Source organism: Chryseobacterium sp. BLS98, assembly GCF_001045445.1.
Taxonomy (GTDB): domain Bacteria; phylum Bacteroidota; class Bacteroidia; order Flavobacteriales; family Weeksellaceae; genus Chryseobacterium.
In genome coordinates, this window is the sequence record NZ_LFNF01000003.1 from 67,742 (window position 1) to 90,211 (window position 22,470).

Genomic DNA, 22,470 nt, shown 5'->3' on the forward strand with positions numbered 1-22,470 from the left:
GCTTTCGCTTATGCTTTTAAGGCGTTAAGCTCTATTTTAATTATACTTCTTCGTGTTAAATGTATATCCGATGCCTGCAAGGACCTGTCCGAAAACAAAATCCTGACGTGCTTTATCCGGTTTATTATTTAATGTAGTCTTGATATCCCACATATTGATATATCCGGCTTTAGCCTCTGCCCTGATCATCCAGTTTTTCCAGAAAACCATGTTAAGGCTGGTTCTAAGATCGGTTCCCATCCCTGCTACGTGAAAACGGTCGCTTCTTTCATTTCCAAAAAGCTTGATGTTACTTTTCGGAAACATTACTCCGATTCCTGCTCCATAAGACCATACCAGATCTATATTTTTCTTATGAATAAGATTCCTGTATTTCTCAAGACCTAAATTTTCATAATTCAATCCGTCCGTATGCTCAAAAGTAAGAAACTGTGTGTCAGCTAAATTAACCTGTCCATTTTGTACCATTCCTGCATATTTCGGATCTGAAATTGTACCTGAAAAATCAACCGTCTGGTCTTGTTTCATTACATATTTCATATGATCTATCCCTAAAACAAGGGCTAAATTATCTTTGATAAAATATCCCAGCCTGAAATTATATTGCGTTACGGTAAACCAGCTTGGATCGATATAAACGATTCCGAATTTAGTAGGTTTATCTCTCGCCTGTACATTATTCAGCTGAAAATCATAACCGTTTCCGGTAAAATGGATATCAGAATTGCTAAAAGCCCCTCTGTTCCATCCGTAAAAAACAAACACCTGACCTTTCTTGCTTAAAGGATTGGGTTTCTGTTTTTTTTCTTTCTTTGGAGCTATCTCCAGTTTATATTCTTTGTCTAATGTATCCTGTTTTATTTGCCCGAAAGCAAACCCCGACATCATTAAGCCGACAACCAATAACTTCTTCATCTTTTTAGCTATGCATTTTTTTCAACAGCCGGAATAGGATCTGCATAATTTGCCAATCCATAGTTTTGTGTCTGAGACAATTCCGGGTTTTTAATATGCCACTCGAATTCGTCTCTGAAATGACGGATTGCTGCTGCAACCGGCCAAGCTGCTGCATCCCCCAGCGGACAGATCGTGTTTCCTTCGATCTTTCTCTGGATATCCCAAAGAAGGTCAATGTCTTCCATTTTTCCTTCTCCTTTTTCAATTTTCTTTAAAATCTTGTACATCCATCCTGTACCTTCACGGCAAGGAGTACATTGTCCGCAGCTTTCGTGATTATAAAATCTCGCCAAAGTCATGGTGTGTTCCACGATACACTGGTCTTCATCTAAAACGATGAAACCTCCTGAACCCATCATGGTTCCGGTAGCAAAACCACCGTCTGCCAACGATTCATAGTTCATGTATCTTGGTTCTCCGTTCACAGTTCTCAGTAATAAATTAGCCGGAACAATAGGAACGGAACTTCCCCCTGGAATACAGGCTTTTAATCTTTTTCCATCTTTAATACCGCCGCAATATTCATCTGAGTAGATGAATTCTTCTACGGTGATGGTCATATCGATTTCGTAAACTCCGGGCTTATTGATGTTTCCACAAGCGGAAATTAATTTTGTACCTGTAGATCTTCCAACCCCGATTTTAGCGTATTCAGCTCCTGTAATATCAATGATTGGAACGATAGCTGCAATGGATTCAACGTTATTTACCACCGTTGGTCTTTCCCAAAGCCCTTTTACAGCCGGGAATGGCGGTTTTAATCTTGGGTTTCCTCTTTTACCTTCAAGAGATTCAAGCAATGCCGTTTCTTCACCGCAGATATAAGCTCCACCACCTCTTTGAACATAAATTTCACAGTCGAAACCTGTTCCCAAGATGTTTTTACCTAAAAATCCGGCTGCTTTAGCTTCTTCAATAGCTTCTTCAAGAATATCAGGAATCCATGAATATTCTCCACGAATGTAGATATAAGAAGTGTTTGATCCTAAGCAGTAAGATGAAATGAGCATTCCCTCAATTAATAAATGAGGAAGGAATTCCATTAAATATCTGTCCTTGAAAGTTCCTGGCTCAGATTCATCGGCATTGACCACAAGGTGTCTTGGAACGCCTTCAGGTTTTGCCAGGAAGCTCCATTTCATCCCTGTCGGGAATCCTGCTCCACCACGTCCGCGAAGTCCGGAAGCTTTTACTTCTTCAAGGATTTCATCGGGTGTCATTTTCAAGGCTTTTTCTGCTGCAGTATAACCTCCCTGTTTACGGTAAGTTTCAAAGTAACGGATGCCTTCTATATGTGCGTCTTTAAGTAAAAGTTTTTTACTCATCGTATATTTTAATTAATCTAAAGCAACCTGTCCCTGTCTGCAAAGATCAAGGATTTCGTCCACTTTTTCTATCGTTAAATTTTCATGAAAGAATTTTCCAAGCTGCATCATGGGTGCGTATCCGCAAGCTCCAAGACATTCAGCAGGTTTTAAGGTAAACATACCGTCTTCGGTAGTTTCCCCGTCCTTAATGTTCAGTTTTGTTCTGATATGATCAAGGATTTTTTCGCTTCCGCACACCATGCAAGGTCCCGTTCGGCATACTTCCAAAACATATTTACCAACCGGCTTCATATTGAACATGGTATAAAAAGTAGCTACTTCATATACTTCAATTGGCTTGATACTTAATAATTCAGCAACATAATCCATCACAGGAACGTCTAACCATCCTCCGAATTCTTTCTGTGCTAAGTGAAGTACAGGAAGAAGAGCAGACTTTTGTCTTCCTTCAGGATATCTTGCGATAATTTTGTGTACCTGTTCTAAACTTTCCGGTTTAAAAGCTATTGTTTCGCTCATTTTATTGAATGTATTATTGTACAATGTACAATGTACTAATGACTTATTTATTTTAATCATTGTAAAACATTAATACATTTTACAATGATACTTTTTACAATTTTATGCGTCTAATTCTCCCGCAATGATATTCATACTACACATGGTAACGATCGCATCTGAAATTACAGAACCTGTGATCATTTCAGGGTACGCTTGATAGTAGATGAAACATGGTCTTCTGAAGTGAAGTCTGTAAGGGCTTCTTCCTCCGTCGCTCACCAGATAGAATCCTAATTCTCCGTTTCCTCCTTCTACAGCATGGTAAACTTCTCCTTTAGGTACGTCTGTTTCTCCCATTACAATTTTGAAATGGTAAATCAGAGCTTCCATTTTCTGATAAACATCTGCCTTTTCAGGAAGGTAGAAATCCGGAACATCCGCATGGAATGGTCCTTCAGGAAGGTTTTCGTATGCTTGTTTGATAATTTTAATAGATTCCCAGATTTCCTGCTGACGGACCATGAAACGGTCGTAGGTGTCACCTGCAGTTCCTACCGGAATAATGAAGTCGAAGTCTTCATAAGAAGAATAAGGCTGTGCAACTCTTACATCATAATCTACTCCTGCTGCACGTAAGTTCGGACCTGTGAAGCCATAGCTTAATGCTCTTTCTGCAGAAATGGCTCCTGCTCCAATAGTTCTGTCCATGAAAATTCTGTTTCTTTCCAATAATGTACAGAATTCTTTGAATCTTGGCGGGAAAGTTTTAAGGAAATCCTTTAACAACTCATGGAATTTTGGAGTGAAGTCTCTTTCAAAACCTCCAATTCTTCCCATATTAGTGGTCATTCTTGCTCCGCAGATCTGCTCGTACATATCATAAATACGTTCTCTTTCGATGAACATGTAGGTAAGACCTGTAATTGCTCCTGAGTCCATCCCGGTTACTCCGTTACAGATCAGGTGATCACCGATTCTTGCCAGCTCCATTAAAATAACACGCATGTAATCTACACGCTTCGGAACTTTGACACCGATGAGCTTTTCAACTGTCATATGCCAACCTAAATTGTTGATGGGTGCAGAACAGTAATTCATACGGTCTGTAAGGGTAGTGATCTGAGCATAATTTCTTCTTTCGGAAATTTTTTCAAATGCTCTGTGGATATATCCTACGGTTTGCTCTGCGTGAAGGATTCTTTCCCCATCCATCGTTAGGATGTTCTGGAAGATTCCGTGAGTTGCCGGGTGGGTAGGTCCTAAATTGAGGGTGTAAAGCTGCCCGTCAATCTGCTCCTTACTTTCGTATTGGTTAAGTATATTAGATAATGAGTTATCTTTCATAATTTAAATGCTTTAGGCTTTAGGCACTAGGCTTTAAGCTTACTGCTTATTGCTTATTGCTTACTGCATTATTTTTATCTTCCGAACATATCATCGTTCTTATCTGTTCTGGTACCGTCTTCAAGTCGGTATTCCTTCAGCATCGGATGGTACCCGAGATCTTCCATATTCAGGATAGGTCTCAGATCAGGGTGTCCTTTAAATTTAATTCCGTAGAAATCATAAGTTTCCCTTTCCATCCAGTTGGCTCCTGCAAATAATTCCACAAGGGAGTCCACTTCAATGTTTTCTCTGGACATAAAGATTTTCAGACGTAATCTGAAATTGTCCATCATATTATGGAGGTGATATATTACACCAATTTCCTTGTCCGGAAATTCAGGATAGTGAATCCCGCAGATATCGGTAAGAAAATTGAATCCTAACGATGAGTCTTTCAGATAGTGAATGATCTTTTTGATATCATCTTTCTTCACCTCAATCGTTAACATCCCATAAGGTTCTGAGCTTGAAATGACAGATTCCGGAAATTCTCTTGTGATTGCTTCTAATACAAATTCGTTTGTCATTTCCGTTAGTTGCTTATGTTGTAAGAATCTAATAGTTTCTGGTATTCAGGCATATCTCTTCTTCTGATGCTTTCGCTTTCCGCAAGGGCCTGAACCTGCATTACCCCTTCGATGATCTGTTCCGGTCTCGGAGGGCATCCCGGCACGTACACGTCAACCGGAATAATTTTATCAATTCCCTGTAATACAGAGTATGTGTCAAAAATACCACCGCTGGAAGCACAGGCTCCAACAGCAACCACCCATTTTGGCTCGGCCATCTGAGTGTAAACTTCTTTCAGGACAGGTCCTAACTTTTTGGATATGGTTCCGCAAACCATCAGCATATCTGCCTGTCTTGGTGAGAAAGAGTTTCTTTCCATACCAAATCTTGAAGCATCATAGGTAGGGTTCAGGGTAGCCATAAACTCGATACCACAACAAGAGGTTGCAAAAGGCAACGGCCAAAGTGAAAACTTTCTTGCCATCCCGATTACACTGCTCAGTTTCGTTGCGAAAAACCCTTCTCCTTCAAATCCTTCCGGAGCAGGTGCATCTGTTCTTATTACTGGTTTTTTATCTGACATCTTGTAGATGATTTTAGATTTTAAATTTTAGATTTTAAATTAACTCTCATTGATTTAATTCAAAATCCCCATCTAAAATTTTTAATTTAAAATTTTTAATTTCTCTATTTGTCCCAATCCAATGCACCACGTTTCCAAACATAGAAAAACGCCATGAAGAAAATTGCGACGAATGTAAGTACGGCCAGGAATCCTTCCATTCCGAATTCTCTGAAATTAACCGCATACGGGTAAAAAAATACGATTTCAATATCGAATAGCACGAATAATACCGCAGTCAGGAAGTATTTAATGGAAAATGGCGTCCTCGCATTTCCTTCTACAGGAACTCCACATTCCCAGCTTTGGTTTTTCACAGAATTTCCTTTTTTCTGTTTCGGTCCCAGAAAATGGGCTCCAAGCAAAGAAACGGCTACGAATGCGATAGCTACACCTGCTTGAATAAGGATTGGAATATAACTTTCAGGTAAATTCATTTTTGCATTATTATCTCAATTTGCAAATTTAGCGAATAAACAAGAAAGCATGAAATTAATCAGGTTAAAAGTGGGATGAAAATGGGGAAAAGTGGTAATTTAGAATCAATAAAAATAGTGTTTATTTCTTCATTTTTTTGAGGAGGGAATAGGCCATGAATGCTATGTATCCAAAAAGAATGCTGGCCAGTATGATATTAACAATGGTATTCATCCTGTCGTCCTCGATACGGAAGAAGAAATTGTAAGCAATGAATATGGCAATAAGAATAGCGAAGACAATGAGATGTGGTTTCATGGGGTGGATGTTGTGATGTTCGGGTTTTCGCGATGCGGGTTTCGGGTTTTGGGTTGAAGTTTAGTGTTGGATGGATGGTTTGAATTTCGAGCTTGTAAAGTTTGAGTTATTAGTTTCAGATATCAAATAAGTCTACTAATAACTCATTACTTATTGTCATATAGTCATGGAATATGTTCTTCTTCTCTTATGGTTCACGGGGTTGTAATCCTGCCACAGAAGCTGAACGCTTTTATTTTCTTCCAGTTCGGGATTGGTTTCAGCAAATTGAATTCCCATACTGGTAAAGCGCACAAAAATTTCTTTGAATATGATGGCCGTCACGCCACGTCTCTGATATTCAGGGTGAATTCCTATCAGATAAAAATTAGCCCGGTCGTTTTTCTTTCCTGCCTGTAAAAAATGCCACCATCCAAAAGGAAATAATTTGCCTTTTGATTTCTGCAAAGCTTTTGAATAAGAAGGCATTGTAATGGCGAATGAAATGAGTTCATTATTTTCATCTACCACACAGATTACGTAGTTTTTGTCAATAAAAGGAAAATATTTTTCTTTGTAAGTTTTGATCTGTTCGTCTGAAATAGGAGTGTAGGTTGAAAGATGCTTATAAGTTTCATCAAGCAGTTTAAACATAGGCTCTACAAACGGCAAAATTTCCTGCTTTGATTTGAAATTAAGTACTTTAAGCTTGTATTTCTGAGCAATCAGTGAACTGAATTTTTCTACCTTTTCAGGAAGGACTTTCGGAAAATTCATTTCATATTCTACCCATTCCTTTTCTTTGATCATTCCAAGGTCCTCCAAATGCTTAGGGTAATATTCATGGTTATAGATTCCGATCATAGTAGCTAATTTGTCGAATCCCATAGTGAGCATTCCAGCCTTATCAAGATTGGTAAAGCCCATTGGCCCTTCGATCTTGTCTATATTGTTTTCTTTGGCATAATCTATAGCTTTTTGAATCAACGCTTTAGAAACTTCTTTATCATCAATAAAATCAATCCATCCAAAGCGGACTTTTCTGATGCCAAGTTCCTTTTCTTCTTTATGGTTGATGATAACTGCGATTCTTCCAACTACTTTATTGTCTTTCAGTGCAAGATATTGTTTCGATTTTGAATAATTCAGTGCCGGATTTTCCTTTTCGTCCCAGATTTTGAATTCGTCTTTGATAAAGGAAGGGACATAATAAGGATTGTTTTTATAAAGATCCATTGGAAACCTTACGAATTTTTTTAATTCATCTTGGTTTTTCACTTCAATAACTGAAACTTTAGACATAGTTTAGAGGGTAATTAAAGAGCAAATATAGATAATAAAATGTAATACTTTGGCACAGTTTTTACATCATTATGATTAAATTTTAAACACAAAAATCTATATAAAATGATGGGTTATTATATCATTATCGGTATTTCAATGCTGGTGAGCTGGTGGGTTTCGTCCAGATTGAAATCGAAATTTGAATATTATTCCAATGTCCATCTCAGAAATGGCCTTTCGGGAAAAGAAGTGGCAGAAAAAATGCTTAGAGATAACGGAATCAATGATGTACAGGTAATTTCTGTTCCCGGTCAGCTGACGGATCATTATAACCCGGCAGATAAAACAGTTAATCTTTCAGAAGGAGTCTATATGCAGAGAAATGCTGCGGCTGCGGCTGTAGCAGCCCATGAGTGCGGACATGCAGTGCAGCATGCGGTGGGATATTCAATGCTTAATCTGCGCTCAAAACTGGTTCCTGTTGTTAATATAAGTTCTAATTTGATGCAGTTTGTCCTTATTGCCGGTATCGCAATTATGGCAGCAACGAGATCTATTGATGATCCAAACGGTAATACTACGGTTCTGGCGATAGGAGTGGCCATGTTTGCAATGACCACGCTTTTTGCTTTTGTAACACTTCCGGTGGAATATGATGCGAGTAACAGGGCTATGAAATGGCTTAAGGATACAGGAACCGTTACTCAGGAAGAATTTGCCGGGGTTCAGGACAGCCTGAAATGGGCGGCAAGAACGTATGTCGTAGCAGCTATCGGATCTTTGGCACAGCTTTTATACTGGGGATCTCTATTGCTTGGGAGCAGGAGGGATTAATCTGTAAATTCAAATGAAACATACTGCATCTCGGATAATTTCTCTGAGATGCTTTCTTTTTGGGCCAATTTTAAGGAAGCGGTAAGAACACAGTTTTCATTGGCATCAAAATTCAGGACCTTTGCATCAAATTTCGAAAGCAGGGTGAAAATGGTGTTCTGCTGATTAAAGTTAAACTGAATTTCAATTTCCGTTTCAAGCTCACGCGTGATGATATGGGCCTCTTCAAGCGTGAGCTTGGCACATTCTTTATAGGCTTTTACCAATCCCGAAACGCCAAGTTTTGTCCCACCATAATAGCGGACTGAAATGACGAGAACATTCGTTATTTCATGGGCCAGAAGCTGATTATAGATAGGAAGGCCGGCACTTCCTGAAGGTTCCCCATCATCATTGGCACGGTAATTTTCTCCCTCCATGCCCATTCTGAAAGCGTAGCAGTGATGGGTAGCCTTGGGATGCTCTGCCCTGATTTTATCTAATGCCGTTTTCAGTTCCTTTTCATTATTGACGGGGAAGGCAAATCCGATAAACTTGCTACCTTTTTCTTTTAATAAAATATTTTCTATGGGTTTTTCTATGGTCTTGAACTCGAACATTTATGCCTTTCCGATTTATTTTTACAAAATTACGCTTTATAATAAATAAAAAAGAGCTGGAATGCTCTTTAAATATTTATTACGGATGAAAATGTAGAAAATCCTTCTTTCTGTATTTATTAGATTAGAAAAGAAGGATTAAGAAGTAATTTTTATAACTGATATCTTTATCAATTATAGTTAAAGTGTGTCAAAATAATGTTAGTCTTCACAGCATGTTGGTTAGGTTATGCAGGCGGATTACATAGTCCCCATTGTTGGCCGGCATCTGAAATAGGATGACAGGCAGTTCCTATGCAGCATTGATCGGGTCCGCATCCTTGATTGGGTAACGAGGGTGCACCACATTGGTTAAACCCTCCAATAATCGACTTTTGATCATTTCTTGTAAGCGTTTTTGCGCCTTTTACATTTTTTAAATTTTTCATAACATTTTTTTAATTTGTATAACAAATTAATGAATTATTTACATGTAAAACGTGATAGAATTGAATTATTTTATTATGTTAAAATTAATTTTTATGAAATTGATTTTTTTATGTATTTTTCAATTACATTATCTCTGAAGTTTAAAACCTGGTCAGGCTTACAATCAAACTGTGGAGCTCTTGTTCCGTTTTCCAGTTTTAGATTTTCATTTTTAATAATAATAGCTTCATCCCAAAGATTAGCATTAATAAACTCCTGCAATGTAAATCTTCCGCCTTCAATAATTATGGATTGAATTTGTTCCTTATATAATGCGTGCATTAAATTGGGTAAGAAATTTTCTTTTCCTGTTTTAATAAATTGAATATTATCCTGATTTTCTTCTTTAACTGAATTAAAAATAAGGGTTTTCGCCTCCTTATTATAAATATTGAAATCACCTGGAACTTTTAGATCAAAATCAATGAGAATTCTCACCGGATTTGTTCCTTCAGTATTTCTTACCGTCAAACCTGGATTGTCATTTAAGGCAGTCTGTGTTCCTACCAATATGGCATGTTCATCGGCTCTTAACTGATGTACAAACTGATTGACGAGCGAATTTGAAATGGCGGTAGGCTGGAAATCTTTATCTAAAAAGCCATCTCCAGATTCTGCCCATTTTAAGATAATATAAGGCCTTTTCTTTTCGTGATAGGTAAAGAATCTTTTATTCAGTTCAATGCATTCCTTTTCAAGTATTCCTGAAATGGCTTCAATACCAGCGTCCTGGATAATTTTTTTTCCCTTTCCATTCACTTTATCATGGGAATCCATAGCGCCAATGACTACTTTTTTAAAGCCAAGCTCCTTAATTTTCAAGGCGCAGGGGGGCGTTTTTCCATAATGGGCACATGGCTCAAGAGAAACATAAATCGTGGATTCCGGGATCAGGCTCTTATCTTCTACAGAATTGATAGCATTGATCTCTGCATGGTTTTCTCCGGCTTTATGGTGGTAGCCTTCCCCGATAATCTTTCCTTCGTGAACAATCACGCTGCCTACGAGAGGGTTGGGATATGTTTTGCCAAGGGCTTTTTGAGCCAGTTCAATGCACCTTTTTATATATAATTCGTCGGTATTCATAAGGTAAAAAGAAAAAGCGAAGACAAATTTCTTTGCTTCGCCTTTTTATATTGTTTGATAAATTAATCTCCGGTAATGATATTGTGAAGATTCTGTTTTAAGGTTTCCAGATGGGCCTTCTTCTCATCGATTGTATTGAATGTATCTTTCAGAAGAGGATTTTCTCTTGACGGTTTGTTGAAGAATGCAAGGTTGTTTTCCAGCTTTACAATTTCGGCTTCAAGATCAGAAATCTGGCTCTTGATCTTTCTTGCTTTGTCTGTAAGCTGATTTTCTGTTAATCCTTCTTCTTTCAGCTCAAGCTCGTTGATTTTATTCAGTTTCAGTTTTTCTCTTAAAGCTCTGTTGAATTCAGTATTGATGGAGATTTTGTCTCTCGGTACCTTACCGATATTGTTCCATGCCGTTTTTATAGCTTCTATTCTTTCGATACTGCCCTCATCGTTGGAAACGGTTTTCAGATCTTCAAGAATTTCTTTTTTCTGCTTGTAATTTTCCTTCCAGTTGTCGTTGGAGGCATTGTTTTTCTCTCTGTAATTATTGAAAAATGTGTTACACGCATCACGGAATTCATCCCAGATTTTATTGGTCATGCTTTTTGGAACATGTCCGATTTTTTTCCAGTCTTCCTGAAGTTTTTTAAACAAAGGAACGGCAATATCCCATTCTTCACTGTTCATATTATCCTGTGCAGTCTGGATCAGTTTTAATTTTTCATCCAGATTGGCCTGCTGGGAACCTTTCAGGGATTTATAATAATTGTTTTTTGTTGTATTGAAACCTCTTAGGGTAGTCTTAAAATCATTCCAGTTTTGGTTGGACAGTTTTCTTGGAACGCTTCCTGTTTTTAAGAATTCTGTACGGAGATCTTCCACTCTTTTGATTGCATTCTGCCAATAGCTGTGGTTTGGCGTTTCAGAAGGCTCGGACAGTTTTTTAATTTCCGCTATGATCTGGTTTTTCTTTTCCATATTGCTGTTCTGCTCTCCTTCAATAGCTGCTGAAAGTTCAGATTTTCTTTCGTGAATCTTGTTGGAAATTTCTTTGAATTCTTCCCATGTTTTCTCACGGAATTCTTCAGCTACAGGTTCAGCCTCTTCTTTCCATAGCTTATGAAGATACTGAAGTTCGTTCAGCGCTTTCTGAATTACAGGCTCATTTTCCAGTTCTTTGGCACGGGCAATGATATGCTGTCTTTTTTCCAGATTATGGCTGAATTCCTGCTCAAGAAATTCTTTATTCAAATCCAGCATCTGATAAAACTGATTCAGGTGATGGAAGTAATTGTTATTCAGTATTTTGAATTCAGATTTTGCCACCTGGCCGGCTTTTGACCATTCTTCTTTGATCTCACGGATGGATTTGAAGAGGTTGGTTCCCGGTTCAGAATTGGTATAAAGGTTTTTTAATCTTTCTATGATATTCTGACGGTGTTCTAGATTTTTCTTTTGCTCTTCGTCCTGAGATTTCTGATAGCTGTCATGCTTTTCTCTGAAAATATTGATTAAAGCAGAAAGTCTGGATTGTAAAGGATGCTCGTAGCTGAAATTTTCAGGAGCATTTCCGCCTTCTGTGTATTCATGCTTCTTGTCTTCCACTTCATCATGAATGTAATGACTTGCTTTTTCTTTTAATTGATTGAATCTTTTGAAATTTTCACCGGCATTAGGTGAGTTGATAATGGTTTCCATTTCTTTCAAAGCATCAGCCAAGGAGATATCTTCAACATGGTCTTCCTCTAAATGTTCTGCATCATCCTGAGTATTTTCAGTTGGAAATGCAGGTGTTTGAGAGGTTTCTTCCGGAGATACTTCATTAGAATTTTTGTTTTCTTCGTTTTCAGAAAGATTGTTTTCTGTAGTCATAGCAAATCTTTTATGTGAGTGGCGTTAATATCCTTTTGTATATAGCTGTAAAGTCAATTAAGGTACTAATTTAGGTTATTTTTTTTGAAAATTCCAAATTTCCCAAGCTTTTTCTGCTTGCTGTTCAAGCATATAATACCCATTGACTGTTTTGGCTCCCTTTTCTGATGCATTGATGATGAATCGGGTGTAATTCGGGTTGTAGATCAGGTCTATAATGAGGTGTTCGGAAGTGATTCCTTCAAAAGGAAATTCAAGGCAGTCCTCAACATTAGGGAACGTACCTACCGGTGTGCATTGTATGATAATTTTGTGATCGCGTACCGTGTCGCTGTCCAGGTTACTGAAATTAATTTCAGAATTTCTGGAAATAATGATAGATGGAATTCCGTGTTTATCCATCACATATTTCACCGCTTTTGCAGCCCCACCGTTTCCTAGAATCAAAGCTTTGTCCTGATATGATTTCTTGTGGAGAAGAAGTGTTTTTTCAAAGCCGAAGGCATCGGTATTGTAACCTGTTTTTTTTCCGTCCTTAATCAAAACACAGTTAACAGCGCCAATTTTTTCTGCTTCGTCACTAAGACCGTCAAGGTAATCCACAATTTTTTCTTTGTAGGGAATGGTAACGTTGAAGCCTAAAAGTTCAGGATCGGAAAGCAGACCTTCCACTTGATTGATTTCGTTCAGGTCAAAAATATCGTAGGTGAAGTTTTTCAGCATCAGCTTCAGGAACTTATCTTCAAAGAATTTTTTGGAAAAGGAATAGGAGATATTTTTTCCTATCAGACCTAGTTTTTTATTGGAATCCATACATCAAAAATAAAAAAAAGACCGAATATATCGGTCTTTGTTATCAAATATTTTTTTACGGTTTAATCTACTATGAACTTGGTAGAGAAACTGTCTGTTTTTAAGATGTAATTTCCTTTTACAAGCCCTTTAAGATGGATTTTGTTGGAATTTTTAAACGGATTTGCAATCACTTCGATGAGTTTCCCGGAAAGGTCATAAATCTCAGCTTTTGAAATTTTACTTAAGTTTTCACCTTTTACAGATAATTCATTGTTTTTTATCGGGTTAGGGTAGATGGTGAATTCTGATTTGTCTTTTTTCACCTCTGAAGTTCCTAATGTACCAAAACATGTCCACGTAAGATCATCTAATGCTACTCTGTTTCCGCTGGAAGATACAGGGTTAACAATCTTGATCACGACATTTCCGCTTACATTAATATTATTGATGTTTAATGTGGATACTGTTTTGTCTGCTGTATAAGATATTGTACCGACTTGTATATCATTTATTAACACATTCATCGTTCCTGCTGTGCTTCCATATTTCAGCTGGGTTTTTATTTCTAAATTCTGAATACCTCCTGTAATGGTGGAACTTGTTAAACTACCATTTCTGATGGTAATTGCTTTTCCGTTAATAGTTTCATCGGTTCTTGCAGAGGTAGCAGTCCAGGAAATATTATTACTGGTCCATGTCCTGGTTAAATAGCCTGAGTCCGCAGCTGGAATATTACTAAATGTTTCTGTTCCACAGTTGGTATTTCCGGGCTGTCCTGCTAAAGTTGTTCCATCTGCATTGTTACTTTGCGGAGAAGAATTTCCGGAAGCATCTTTAGCAATCACATAGAAAGTATAAGTAGTAGACGGTGCCAATCCCTGAACAATGGCAGTAGTTCCTGAAACTGTCATTTTGAATACTCCGTTAGCATATACATCATAACCTGTAACCCCGATATTATCTGTAGCTGCCGTCCAGCTTAAAGAAATCGTATTGGATGTAGGATTTTGAGTAATAAGGTTGGTAGGAGCAGTAGGAGCCTGTGTATCAGCAACCGGTGTTCCCCAGATCTGGTTAACGTAAGCGGGATTATCAATAAACGGGTTTCTGTTTCCCTGATATGTATAAGATGCATTATTTCTGGCAATTTCTTCGGCAGATACAGGATCTGCAGCATGCCATGCTAAAAGCTGGTTCAGCTCCCATGTCTGAAGACCAGGAAAGGCTGATCCGCCAAGCATATTTCCTGTACTGAACCCAGCAAGACCATCTTCATATCTCGTTACAAAATAGAAGATCATTCTCGCTACATCACCTTTGAAAGCATCGATAGGTTCAAATACTGTTCCTCCATATCCTGGTGATGCTGAATTTCCAAGTTTAGAACCGTTATACGAAGTAAAAGAAGCATTTTGTACTTTCCCGAATGGATAGTTCGATCTCATACCGTTTACTTTCCCATCTGTAGCACGTATGAAATGAATATCTGCTACCATTGGATGAGCTTCATTGAATAAGCTTTGAGGTACAATATGCTCTCTGTTGTAACAGTCACCCTCACTGTTATAACCACTACCGCCACATTGATTTGTGCCTAAGGTATATGAATAAACATCCGGTCCATTTGGATTTTCAGAATAAATATCCAGAATAGTTCCGTCATTTTCATAAAAATAGTCACGGTCTGTTGTTGCATAGCCCGTCCATAGGCCATTATAGCCATTGTCCTGATGTCCTTGTGTAATTATAGTTTTAAGTGCCGTTTTAAGTTGAGCACCCGTAAAGCCTGCAGCATTGTCATAATAACCGGCTGGTGCCTGTGCTGATGCAAAAATAATTGCAAAACTTAATAAGAAAAAAGATAAAATTTGTTTCATTTCAAAAAAATTGGGCCGTAAAGGTACAAAAAATTGAAAGTGAAGTATATTTTATTTTAAATTCGTCATATTAACTTTTAGTAATATAATCTTTGCTGATTTTAGAGAAAAACCATGAAATAATAATTCCGAACAGGGAAGCGGTGAATGCTACGATAAGGTAATTTTTTCCGACAATTTTTACAGGAAAAGGAAGTAATTCATTAGCTCTGAAAAATTCCGTATAAAGCTGGAAATAGCAAAGCAGCGTTCCTAGAATAAGTCCTGAGATGACTCCCGAGATTACGATAAGAAGGCCGGTATAAAAATAGGTCATTCTTAAATGGCTGATCGGGAACCCAAGTGAAATAAGGGATCTTGACTGTTCTTTTTTATCAAGCTGAAGAATAATAATAGCTCCGGCCAGATTAAAGGTTGTAATAAAAATCACCAATGCAAAAATCAAATAGATGAACATTTTTTCTGTATTGATCATCTTCCAGAAAGCTGCGTTTTCTTCTTCCTTGGTCTTTATTTCGATATTCTTGCCCAGTGAGGTAAGAAGACTCTGTTTTACAGCGTCAGCATTTTCCGGATTGTTTAGTTTAATGACAATCTGATAGGCTGACTTCTTGGGAAGACTTAGTAATTCTTCTGTAAGTTCTATCGGGGCAATGATATAGCTGTCAAGCTGTTCTTTTCCTGGGAAAACACCTGTTACAAGGAAGTCTCTTTTATTATAGATATCTTCTTCTTTATTAATGATCCCGGTTCCAGGTTTAGGCATAAAAACGGTTGCATAATTGCCTGAGGAATCTATAGGAATTGAAAGCCTGTTGTGAAGGTTGGTTTCCATCAGTACTTCATTAGAGTACTTGAAACTTGGATAGGTACCGTAGAATACATCCTTATCAATAGGATTGACTTTGGTGTAAGCGGAATCAACACCCCGCAAATAAGCAATATCGCCCTTACCTTTATAATTCACATACACTTTTTCCTCAATGACACGGGAAAAACTGCTGATTGCCTTGTCGTTTTTTAAAACAGATGTAACCTTGTCCATGTCTTTCACCGTTTTTCCCGAGATACTTTTCAGAGTCAGGTCCGAGTGAAGATTGGAGATAAGGTCTTTGTTCAGGACTTCGAGGCCTGAGAATACTGATATAATAACGAACATTGCCGTTACAGCAACCGTCATTGCACCTACCGAAAGCCAGGTAATAAAGGTCACGGCGGTACTTCCTTTTTTAGCCAAAAGGTATCTGGATGCTATATAAAATGCAATATTCTTCAAGATTTATAAAACCGGATTGTCGCCTTCGCCTCTTAGTTCTCTTTCCAACTTTTCAACATCATCAAGAGCAGTGTCCAGATAAAAGTTAAGCTGCGGAATGATACGTACCTGTTTTGCCATTTTCTGACCGATAAAATTTCTGTACTGAGACTTGTTTTCTTCAATTTCTTTCATCACCGCAGAACGGAATTCCTGCGGGAAAATACTTAAATAAATTTTAGCAATACCCAGATCCGCTGATACTTTTACATCTGAAACGGATACCAATATACTCTGCTTGCTTTCTGAAGCCTGTTTGCGGAAAAGCTCTGCGAAGTCTTCCTGGATAATCTGTGCTACTTTTCTTTGTCTGTTACTTTCCATAAGTTATGCAAATTTAGTACTTTTGTTTGAATTGATACCTTTGAAATTCAGCTCCGGTATCAAATTTACGATTTAATTATATTTATTAGTATTTATGAAGCTAGAACATATTGGTATTGCGGTAAAATCTTTAGGCGTTTCAGATGAGCTTTTTGCCAAATTATTAGGAAAGGAATCCTATAAAAAAGAAAGTGTGGAAAGGGAAGGAGTGACAACCTCTTTTTATGAAACGGGAGAAAGTAAAATAGAACTGCTGGAAGCCAGTAATCCTGAAAGTCCGATCTCCAAATTTATAGATAAAAAGAACGAAGGGATTCATCATTTGGCATTCGGTGTAGAAAATATCCTTGAAGAAATCGAAAGATTAAAAAAAGAAGGATTCCAGTTTATCTCCGAGGAACCCAAAGAAGGTGCTGATAACAAATTAGTTGTCTTCCTGCACCCGAAATCTACGAATGGGGTGCTGGTAGAACTTTGTCAAGAAAAGCAATAAAAAGTTTTGTAGTGAAATAAATTTTGCTATTTTTGCAATCACAAAATTTAACCAAGTTTTGAGGTCCTATAGCTCAGTTGGTTAGAGCACCTGACTCATAATCAGGTGGTCCCTGGTTCGAGCCCAGGTGGGACCACAATAAAAAAACCGTAATACTCTAATAAAAGTATTACGGTTTTTATTTTCTATGTAGTAAGCTCTAACTTTTCATATTCAATCTTTCCTCCTGAAGATCAAGTAATCGTAGGTGTTTTCTGATGATTTCTTCATCTAATAACAGTTCTTCACGGTTTTTATTGATAAGCCAGATTCTTTGGGTTTCGAGAATGTCAATATAAATATTTCGGTATTCTGTGAAATTAATAATGATTTCGGAACTGCTCAACTGTTTCTCGTATTTCTCTAATTGATCTTTCAGTGCGGGGAAGCTTTCTATTTTGTGAGCATAATCTTTACGGATTTTATCAACTGCCACCTGAGCAAGACTGTTTTGAATTTCATAATCGATTTCCTTTTCACTTCTCACAAAATCCCGGTCTATAGGCGGGAATTTTTTCAATAAAAACGGAAGGGTAAGTCCCTGAACAAGCAACGTTAAAAGAATCACGACAAATGTGATGAAAAGGATCAGATTTCTTTGTGGAAAAGGAGTTCCGTCATCTAAAGTTAAGGGAATAGAAAGTGCTGCGGCCAAAGAGACCACGCCTCTCATTCCCGTCCAGCCAATGATCATAGGTGTTTTCCAGCCGGGAGATTGTGCGTCTGCCACTGTGATGAAATTTCTCATAATTAAGGTTGTAACCACCGCTGCGTAGCCTGCGAAGATCCTTACAATAATTAAAACTGCGGTAACGGCAACTCCATAACCTATTGCGGTATAAATATCGGTATCACCTAAACCGGAAACAATCTCAGGCAGATCTAAGCCGATGAGCATAAAAACAATCCCGTTGAGTAAAAAGCAAAGACTCTCCCAAACCGTCACAGTACGTATTCTGGAGGCACTACTCAAAAAATCGTGGCTTCGGTAAGAGAGAAATAATCCGCCACTTACTACTGCCAGAATTCCGGAAGCGTGAAGCTGCTCAGCTGCCAGATAAATCGAAAAGGGGGCAATAAAAGTCAGTAAGATATCGGTATTTGAATCGGTGGGTAAAATCTTGTGCATTTTCAGAAAAATATACGCAATTAGAAGTCCGATTCCTACACCGCCAATGCACATCCATACAAAACTTCCGGCTGCTTCATGCCATACAAACTGTCCGGTTGCAGCAGCAATCATAGCAAAGCGGAAAATGATTAAAGAAGAAGCATCATTCAGTAAACTTTCGCCTTCGAGAATGGAAGCCAGCCTTTTAGGTACTTTTACAAACTTTAAAATCGCTCCGGCGCTTACTGCATCTGGTGGAGAAACAATTCCACCCAATAAGAAGCCTAAAGCTAAAGAAAATCCCGGGATAAAATAGTTAGCAAAAACGGCAACTGATAAAGCAGTGAAAAATACAACGACGAAAGCAAAGCTGAAAATAATTCTCCGCCACCGCCAAAGTTCTTTCCATGAAGTTGACCATGCTGCTTCATATAACAAGGGTGGTAGAAAAATGATAAATATTAATTCAGGTTCTATTTTTATGGGTGGTACTCCTGGAATAAAGCTTATTAAAAGACCTGCCAGCACAAGCAAAACAGGATAGGCAACCTGAATTTTTTTAGCCAGCATAATAAGCATGGTGATGAGCAGAACTAAAAAAAGATAGAATTCGAAATTTTCTAACATGTGTAATTTTTTAGATAAATATATATTAAATTTTTAGAAAAATTTTGAGCTTATATAAATGAGACAGTAAATTTTGATGCTTCTATTTGGCAAAAACATAAATCAACAATAGATTGATTCAGGCAGATGTTAGCAAAGCTAGAAATTTATGTTCAAAGGCTCAGGGATAATAACTAATGTTGTTCACAGTAAAAGAAACTAAAATTATTAACTTTGTAGTTTTCAGGGGTGTTTATCACTGAAATGTTTTATAATTACCATCAAACGAAAATAAAATGTCAATAACAAACGAACAGGAATTAGCAGGAATGCAGAAAGTAAGCGAGGCTGTTGCCTATACTTTAAAAGAGATGATCAATTATGCTCAGCCTGGTATGACGACAAAAGAAATCGATGAATATGGAGCTAAGATCCTTTCCGGTTTCGGTGCAAAATCAGCACCTTATTTAACGTATGGTTTTCCGGGATGGACCTGTATAAGTGTGGACAATGAATTTTGTCATGGTATCCCGACTGATCAGCGGGTTTTAAAAGAGGGTGATCTTATTAACATTGATGTTTCAGCGGAACTCAATGGCTATTGGTCAGATAACGGAGGATCTTTCATCATTGGAGAAGATATTCATTCTCATCAAAAGCTGGTGGATGCTTCTAAAGATATTTTGCAGAAAGCAATCAATACTATCAAAGGAGGAGTAAGAATAGCTGATATTGGATTTCTTATGGAAACGGAAGCTAAAAAAAGAGGTTTTAAAGTCATTAAAAACCTTGGAGGGCACGGCATTGGCAGAAGCCTGCATGAGCAGCCGGATGAATTGATGAATTACAGAAACCGTTTCGATTCCAGACGGTTCAAAAAAAATTCTGTAGTGGCCATCGAAACATTTATCTCAACATCTTCAAACCTTGCCGTAGAGCTCAATGACGGATGGACGATGGTAGGAAATAAAGGCGGTTATATGGCACAGCATGAACATACCATCGTAGTGACCGACGGAAAGCCAATTATCCTGACTGAAATGAATGAGATTCTGAACTAGGATTCAATGGAAATAAAATATAAAAAAAGCCGCTTACAGTACTGTGAGCGGCTTTTTAGTGGTAACTGATTCTTACAGAGGCAGCTTGTAATCACATTTTGGATCATTGCCAATTTCAACCCCCGGGATAACTTCTCCGCCGGGACAATACTGATTGCAGGCGTTCCAAACTTTGGTGCTGTTGATGTAACAAAAACAATTACATGGATGAACAGGAATCGGTCCTGATCCCTGAATTTCCTTTAAATTTTGTCTTCCGATTTTCTTTAGATCTCTCATAATGAATATTTTTAATTGGTTAAGTGAAGTTAATAAAAATTATAAATTCAATTTAAATATTTTTTATAAGTATTTCTAAATCCTATAATAAAGCGAAAAATTCATCATAAATGCTCAGGAAATAATTTGAATACATCATTATAAAATAAAGCCACCTGCATCAATGCAGGTGGCTTTATTTTACGAGTAATTTCCGTTATTTTCCTCCGCCGTCGTTTTTCTCCACGTCTGTTTTGGTATTTCCTTTTACTTTCTGATTTCCGAAACGTTTTACAAACGAAAGTGAAAATCCGTACCAGTCGGATTTCAAAGACGATCTGAAAGTTCCTTCCGGGCTGTAAGTTGTCGCGTCAAAATTAGGTCTGCTGAAAATATTCATCAGCTGCAGGCTTACTTCCATCCGTGTTTTAGGGAATATTTTCGTTGCAGAGATGTTGTGGAAAATATTGGTTCTGTTGGCAATTGAGTTTCCATTGTTCTGGTTAGAGACTTCCACCCATGCACTCAGGTTAATATTTTTGTTAAAAAGATTGGTATAGGAGAGATTGGCTGAAGCCCCCATATAGCTGATGTAATCTTTGCTATCAAGCTTATTCACTTCGTTAAAATCATGGTTATCGATATAGTACCATCCGATCCCGACATTTACATTAAGCTTATTCTTCAGGAAAGTCTGATTGGTGTTGGCGAAAAGATAATACTTCTGCACCTTCCCGTTAAGATTGTCCGGCAGGGTAACCGTTCGGCCGTCTTCTTCGGCAAAAGTGGTCCAGTAATCCTTATCCGTATACATATACCTTGCAGAAAGGAAATATTTTTTCATGAATCCGAATTTCATATAAAGCCTGTGGCTTGGGTTAGGCTCCAGATCCATATTTCCCCGGGAGAATGTTCCATCATTGGTAGGCACCAGGAACGGATTGAATTCCGCATACCACGGACGCCAAAGATTACGGTTATACGTTAAACTCAGGTCATATTTATCCGAAAAAGAATATTTAAGCAATAAATTCGGGAGTAGAGTACCGTAAGAATCCTTTCTTTCTGTTCCGGCTACATCCTGCCTCATTTTATAATCAATATGCTCATAACGTACTCCGATTCTCGTTTCCAGTTTTTCGAAGAACGTTTTACTGTAATTTACATACAGGGAATTGATATTATCCTCGTAATGAAAAACATCACTGGAACGCAGATTATCAGCATTATTACCGGATAAGCTGTTGGGAATAACATTATTGTTGAAATCCATTTTTCCGCCCACTTCAAAACTGCCTCCTTTTCCCAGAGGCTGGGTATAATCTACTTTCAGATAATAATTTCGCGTCTGTTCATGAGAATTGATACCCAATCTGTTGATGGCTGATGAAGTATCATAAGTCTTTAAAAACTCATTCGTATTCTTCTGAGAATTGTAGTTGGTTCCCAGGTTCACATCCAGAATCCTGTTTTTTTCCTTATCGTAATATTTGTAAAAAACATTCGTTCCAAGCGTTCGGTAACGCCCTGTTACGTCCTGGTTCTGATGGTAAGCGTCAAACGGGGAATCATTTTTGGTTCTGATGAGATCCGCATCAGAAGCAGATGAGTTTTTACTCTGATAATATTCAAGGATAAGGCCTATATTATTTTTATCATTTAGTGCATACTCAGAAGTGGAAGATAGGGAAGGACTCTGATTTCTGCCTAAGGTTTCATTGATGATCCGGGTAACATCGTTATCCTTATATAAGCTGTTGACACTGGTGTTTTTTTGAAAATAAGTATTGTCGCTGTAGCTGCCAATTAAAGTCTGTGTGAAATTTTTCTTATGATAATTAAGGTTAAGATTGGTATACTGCGAATTTTTGGTATTCTGTCTGTTGTTAAAGGTTACACTGCCTTTCATTCCCTCGTCGTCTCTTTTTTTAAGGACAATATTGATGACCGACCCGGTAGTTTCGTAACGTGATGAAGGGCTTGTGATCACCTCAATTTTCATCAGATTATCTGCAGGAATCGTTTTCAGGTACTCCTTTAATTCCTTACCCGTAAAAACAGATTTTCTGTCATTGATGTAAACCGTTACTGATTCCCCTTCCGCTTTTACAGCATCATTATTATCAATACTTACCAAAGGGGTCATTCTTAAGACATCCCAGGTTGTATTTCCCGCAAGAATAGAGCTGTTGGACACATTAAACACCGTTCTGTCAGCTTTAGATTCTACGGTAGGTTTTCTTGCCGTTAAGGTAACTCCTTCAATTTGATTTTCCTTCTGCTTGATGGTATCATTTTTTGCTTGTGCAAATAAGAAAGAACCTATTAATAAAGCGGCCGAAGATATAATTATTTTCATTCAAAGTGATATTTCACCAATAAGACATTTATTGCTGAAAGTTTGTTACATCAAACTGAAAAGTTTAGTAAAAAATTA

General features: G+C 37.7%; 23 protein-coding genes and 1 tRNA gene. 4 read left to right on the plus strand and 20 right to left on the minus strand.

What is annotated here, in order from left to right; all coding sequences use genetic code 11:
* Positions 1–36: 36 nt before the first annotated feature.
* The 9 genes from ACM40_RS11425 to ACM40_RS11460 all read right to left on the minus strand — a co-directional run bounded on the left by ACM40_RS11425 (position 37) and on the right by ACM40_RS11460 (position 7,320).
* Positions 37–915, minus strand: a complete 879-nt coding sequence (locus tag ACM40_RS11425; RefSeq protein ID WP_117614867.1) for a hypothetical protein — start codon at positions 913–915, stop codon at positions 37–39.
* Between the two features lie 8 nt (positions 916–923).
* Positions 924–2,282, minus strand: a complete 1,359-nt coding sequence (nuoF, locus tag ACM40_RS11430; protein WP_048502952.1) for an NADH-quinone oxidoreductase subunit NuoF — start codon at positions 2,280–2,282, stop codon at positions 924–926.
* Positions 2,283–2,294: 12 nt separating this feature from the next.
* Complete coding sequence (gene nuoE, locus ACM40_RS11435) at positions 2,295–2,804, minus strand: complex I 24 kDa subunit family protein (RefSeq protein ID WP_040996940.1); 510 nt, start codon at positions 2,802–2,804, stop codon at positions 2,295–2,297.
* A gap of 102 nt (positions 2,805–2,906) precedes the next feature.
* Positions 2,907–4,130: an NADH-quinone oxidoreductase subunit D gene (locus ACM40_RS11440; protein WP_048502953.1), complete on the minus strand. Its 1,224-nt coding sequence runs from the start codon at positions 4,128–4,130 to the stop codon at positions 2,907–2,909.
* 74 nt (positions 4,131–4,204) lie between these two features.
* Entirely contained in the window at positions 4,205–4,699 is a 495-nt protein-coding gene (locus ACM40_RS11445) for an NADH-quinone oxidoreductase subunit C (RefSeq protein WP_048502954.1), read from the minus strand.
* Between the two features lie 5 nt (positions 4,700–4,704).
* Positions 4,705–5,265, minus strand: a complete 561-nt coding sequence (locus tag ACM40_RS11450; protein WP_034712360.1) for an NADH-quinone oxidoreductase subunit B — start codon at positions 5,263–5,265, stop codon at positions 4,705–4,707.
* Between the two features lie 104 nt (positions 5,266–5,369).
* A complete protein-coding gene (locus ACM40_RS11455; protein WP_048502955.1) occupies positions 5,370–5,741 on the minus strand; it encodes an NADH-quinone oxidoreductase subunit A in 372 nt (123 codons plus the stop codon).
* A 121-nt stretch (positions 5,742–5,862) separates the two neighbouring features.
* The gene (locus ACM40_RS20585) at positions 5,863–6,039 is read right to left on the minus strand and encodes a FeoB-associated Cys-rich membrane protein (protein WP_165579307.1); all 177 of its coding nucleotides are present in this window, start codon (positions 6,037–6,039) and stop codon (positions 5,863–5,865) included.
* Between the two features lie 156 nt (positions 6,040–6,195).
* Positions 6,196–7,320: a GNAT family N-acetyltransferase gene (locus tag ACM40_RS11460; RefSeq protein WP_048502956.1), complete on the minus strand. Its 1,125-nt coding sequence runs from the start codon at positions 7,318–7,320 to the stop codon at positions 6,196–6,198.
* Between the two features lie 105 nt (positions 7,321–7,425).
* On the opposite strand from ACM40_RS11460, the gene ACM40_RS11465 reads away from it, so the two are divergent.
* Complete coding sequence (locus ACM40_RS11465; RefSeq protein ID WP_185097191.1) at positions 7,426–8,136, plus strand: zinc metallopeptidase; 711 nt, start codon at positions 7,426–7,428, stop codon at positions 8,134–8,136.
* Here the strand turns inward: ACM40_RS11465 and ACM40_RS11470 are convergent.
* From ACM40_RS11470 to rbfA, 8 genes are all read right to left on the minus strand, one after another.
* Positions 8,133–8,735: an IMPACT family protein gene (locus ACM40_RS11470; RefSeq protein ID WP_048502957.1), complete on the minus strand. Its 603-nt coding sequence runs from the start codon at positions 8,733–8,735 to the stop codon at positions 8,133–8,135. The two genes, ACM40_RS11465 and ACM40_RS11470, sit on opposite strands and share 4 nt — an antisense overlap.
* Before the next feature lie 227 nt (positions 8,736–8,962).
* Positions 8,963–9,163 carry a hypothetical protein gene (locus ACM40_RS11475; RefSeq protein WP_048502958.1) on the minus strand — a complete coding sequence of 67 codons (201 nt, stop codon included), beginning with the start codon at positions 9,161–9,163 and terminating at the stop codon, positions 8,963–8,965.
* Positions 9,164–9,254: 91 nt separating this feature from the next.
* The gene (ribD, locus tag ACM40_RS11480) at positions 9,255–10,289 is read right to left on the minus strand and encodes a bifunctional diaminohydroxyphosphoribosylaminopyrimidine deaminase/5-amino-6-(5-phosphoribosylamino)uracil reductase RibD (RefSeq protein WP_048502959.1); all 1,035 of its coding nucleotides are present in this window, start codon (positions 10,287–10,289) and stop codon (positions 9,255–9,257) included.
* Positions 10,290–10,351: 62 nt separating this feature from the next.
* Complete coding sequence (locus ACM40_RS11485) at positions 10,352–12,154, minus strand: DUF349 domain-containing protein (RefSeq protein ID WP_048502960.1); 1,803 nt, start codon at positions 12,152–12,154, stop codon at positions 10,352–10,354.
* Between the two features lie 75 nt (positions 12,155–12,229).
* A complete protein-coding gene (locus ACM40_RS11490; protein ID WP_048502961.1) occupies positions 12,230–12,967 on the minus strand; it encodes a shikimate dehydrogenase family protein in 738 nt (245 codons plus the stop codon).
* A 62-nt stretch (positions 12,968–13,029) separates the two neighbouring features.
* A complete protein-coding gene (locus ACM40_RS11495) occupies positions 13,030–14,826 on the minus strand; it encodes an endonuclease (RefSeq protein ID WP_048502962.1) in 1,797 nt (598 codons plus the stop codon).
* Positions 14,827–14,896: 70 nt separating this feature from the next.
* Positions 14,897–16,102: an ABC transporter permease gene (locus ACM40_RS11500; RefSeq protein ID WP_048502963.1), complete on the minus strand. Its 1,206-nt coding sequence runs from the start codon at positions 16,100–16,102 to the stop codon at positions 14,897–14,899.
* 3 nt (positions 16,103–16,105) lie between these two features.
* Positions 16,106–16,465, minus strand: a complete 360-nt coding sequence (rbfA, locus tag ACM40_RS11505; protein WP_048502964.1) for a 30S ribosome-binding factor RbfA — start codon at positions 16,463–16,465, stop codon at positions 16,106–16,108.
* Positions 16,466–16,559: 94 nt separating this feature from the next.
* On the opposite strand from rbfA, the gene mce reads away from it, so the two are divergent.
* Positions 16,560–16,958, plus strand: coding sequence for a methylmalonyl-CoA epimerase (gene mce, locus ACM40_RS11510; protein ID WP_048502965.1), 399 nt, complete (start codon positions 16,560–16,562; stop codon positions 16,956–16,958).
* 62 nt (positions 16,959–17,020) lie between these two features.
* Positions 17,021–17,094 (plus strand) — tRNA-Ile (locus tag ACM40_RS11515).
* Between the two features lie 63 nt (positions 17,095–17,157).
* Here ACM40_RS11515 and ACM40_RS11520 read toward each other — a convergent pair.
* Positions 17,158–18,735: a Na+/H+ antiporter gene (locus tag ACM40_RS11520; protein WP_048502966.1), complete on the minus strand. Its 1,578-nt coding sequence runs from the start codon at positions 18,733–18,735 to the stop codon at positions 17,158–17,160.
* 275 nt (positions 18,736–19,010) lie between these two features.
* Here ACM40_RS11520 and map point away from each other — a divergent pair, with 275 nt between their 5' ends.
* Positions 19,011–19,775, plus strand: coding sequence for a type I methionyl aminopeptidase (map, locus tag ACM40_RS11525; RefSeq protein WP_048502967.1), 765 nt, complete (start codon positions 19,011–19,013; stop codon positions 19,773–19,775).
* 72 nt (positions 19,776–19,847) lie between these two features.
* Here the strand turns inward: map and ACM40_RS11530 are convergent, their stop codons facing one another.
* Complete coding sequence (locus ACM40_RS11530) at positions 19,848–20,054, minus strand: hypothetical protein (protein WP_048502968.1); 207 nt, start codon at positions 20,052–20,054, stop codon at positions 19,848–19,850.
* Between the two features lie 196 nt (positions 20,055–20,250).
* Complete coding sequence (locus ACM40_RS11535; RefSeq protein ID WP_048502969.1) at positions 20,251–22,392, minus strand: TonB-dependent receptor domain-containing protein; 2,142 nt, start codon at positions 22,390–22,392, stop codon at positions 20,251–20,253.
* Between the last annotated feature and the right edge of the window lie 78 nt (positions 22,393–22,470).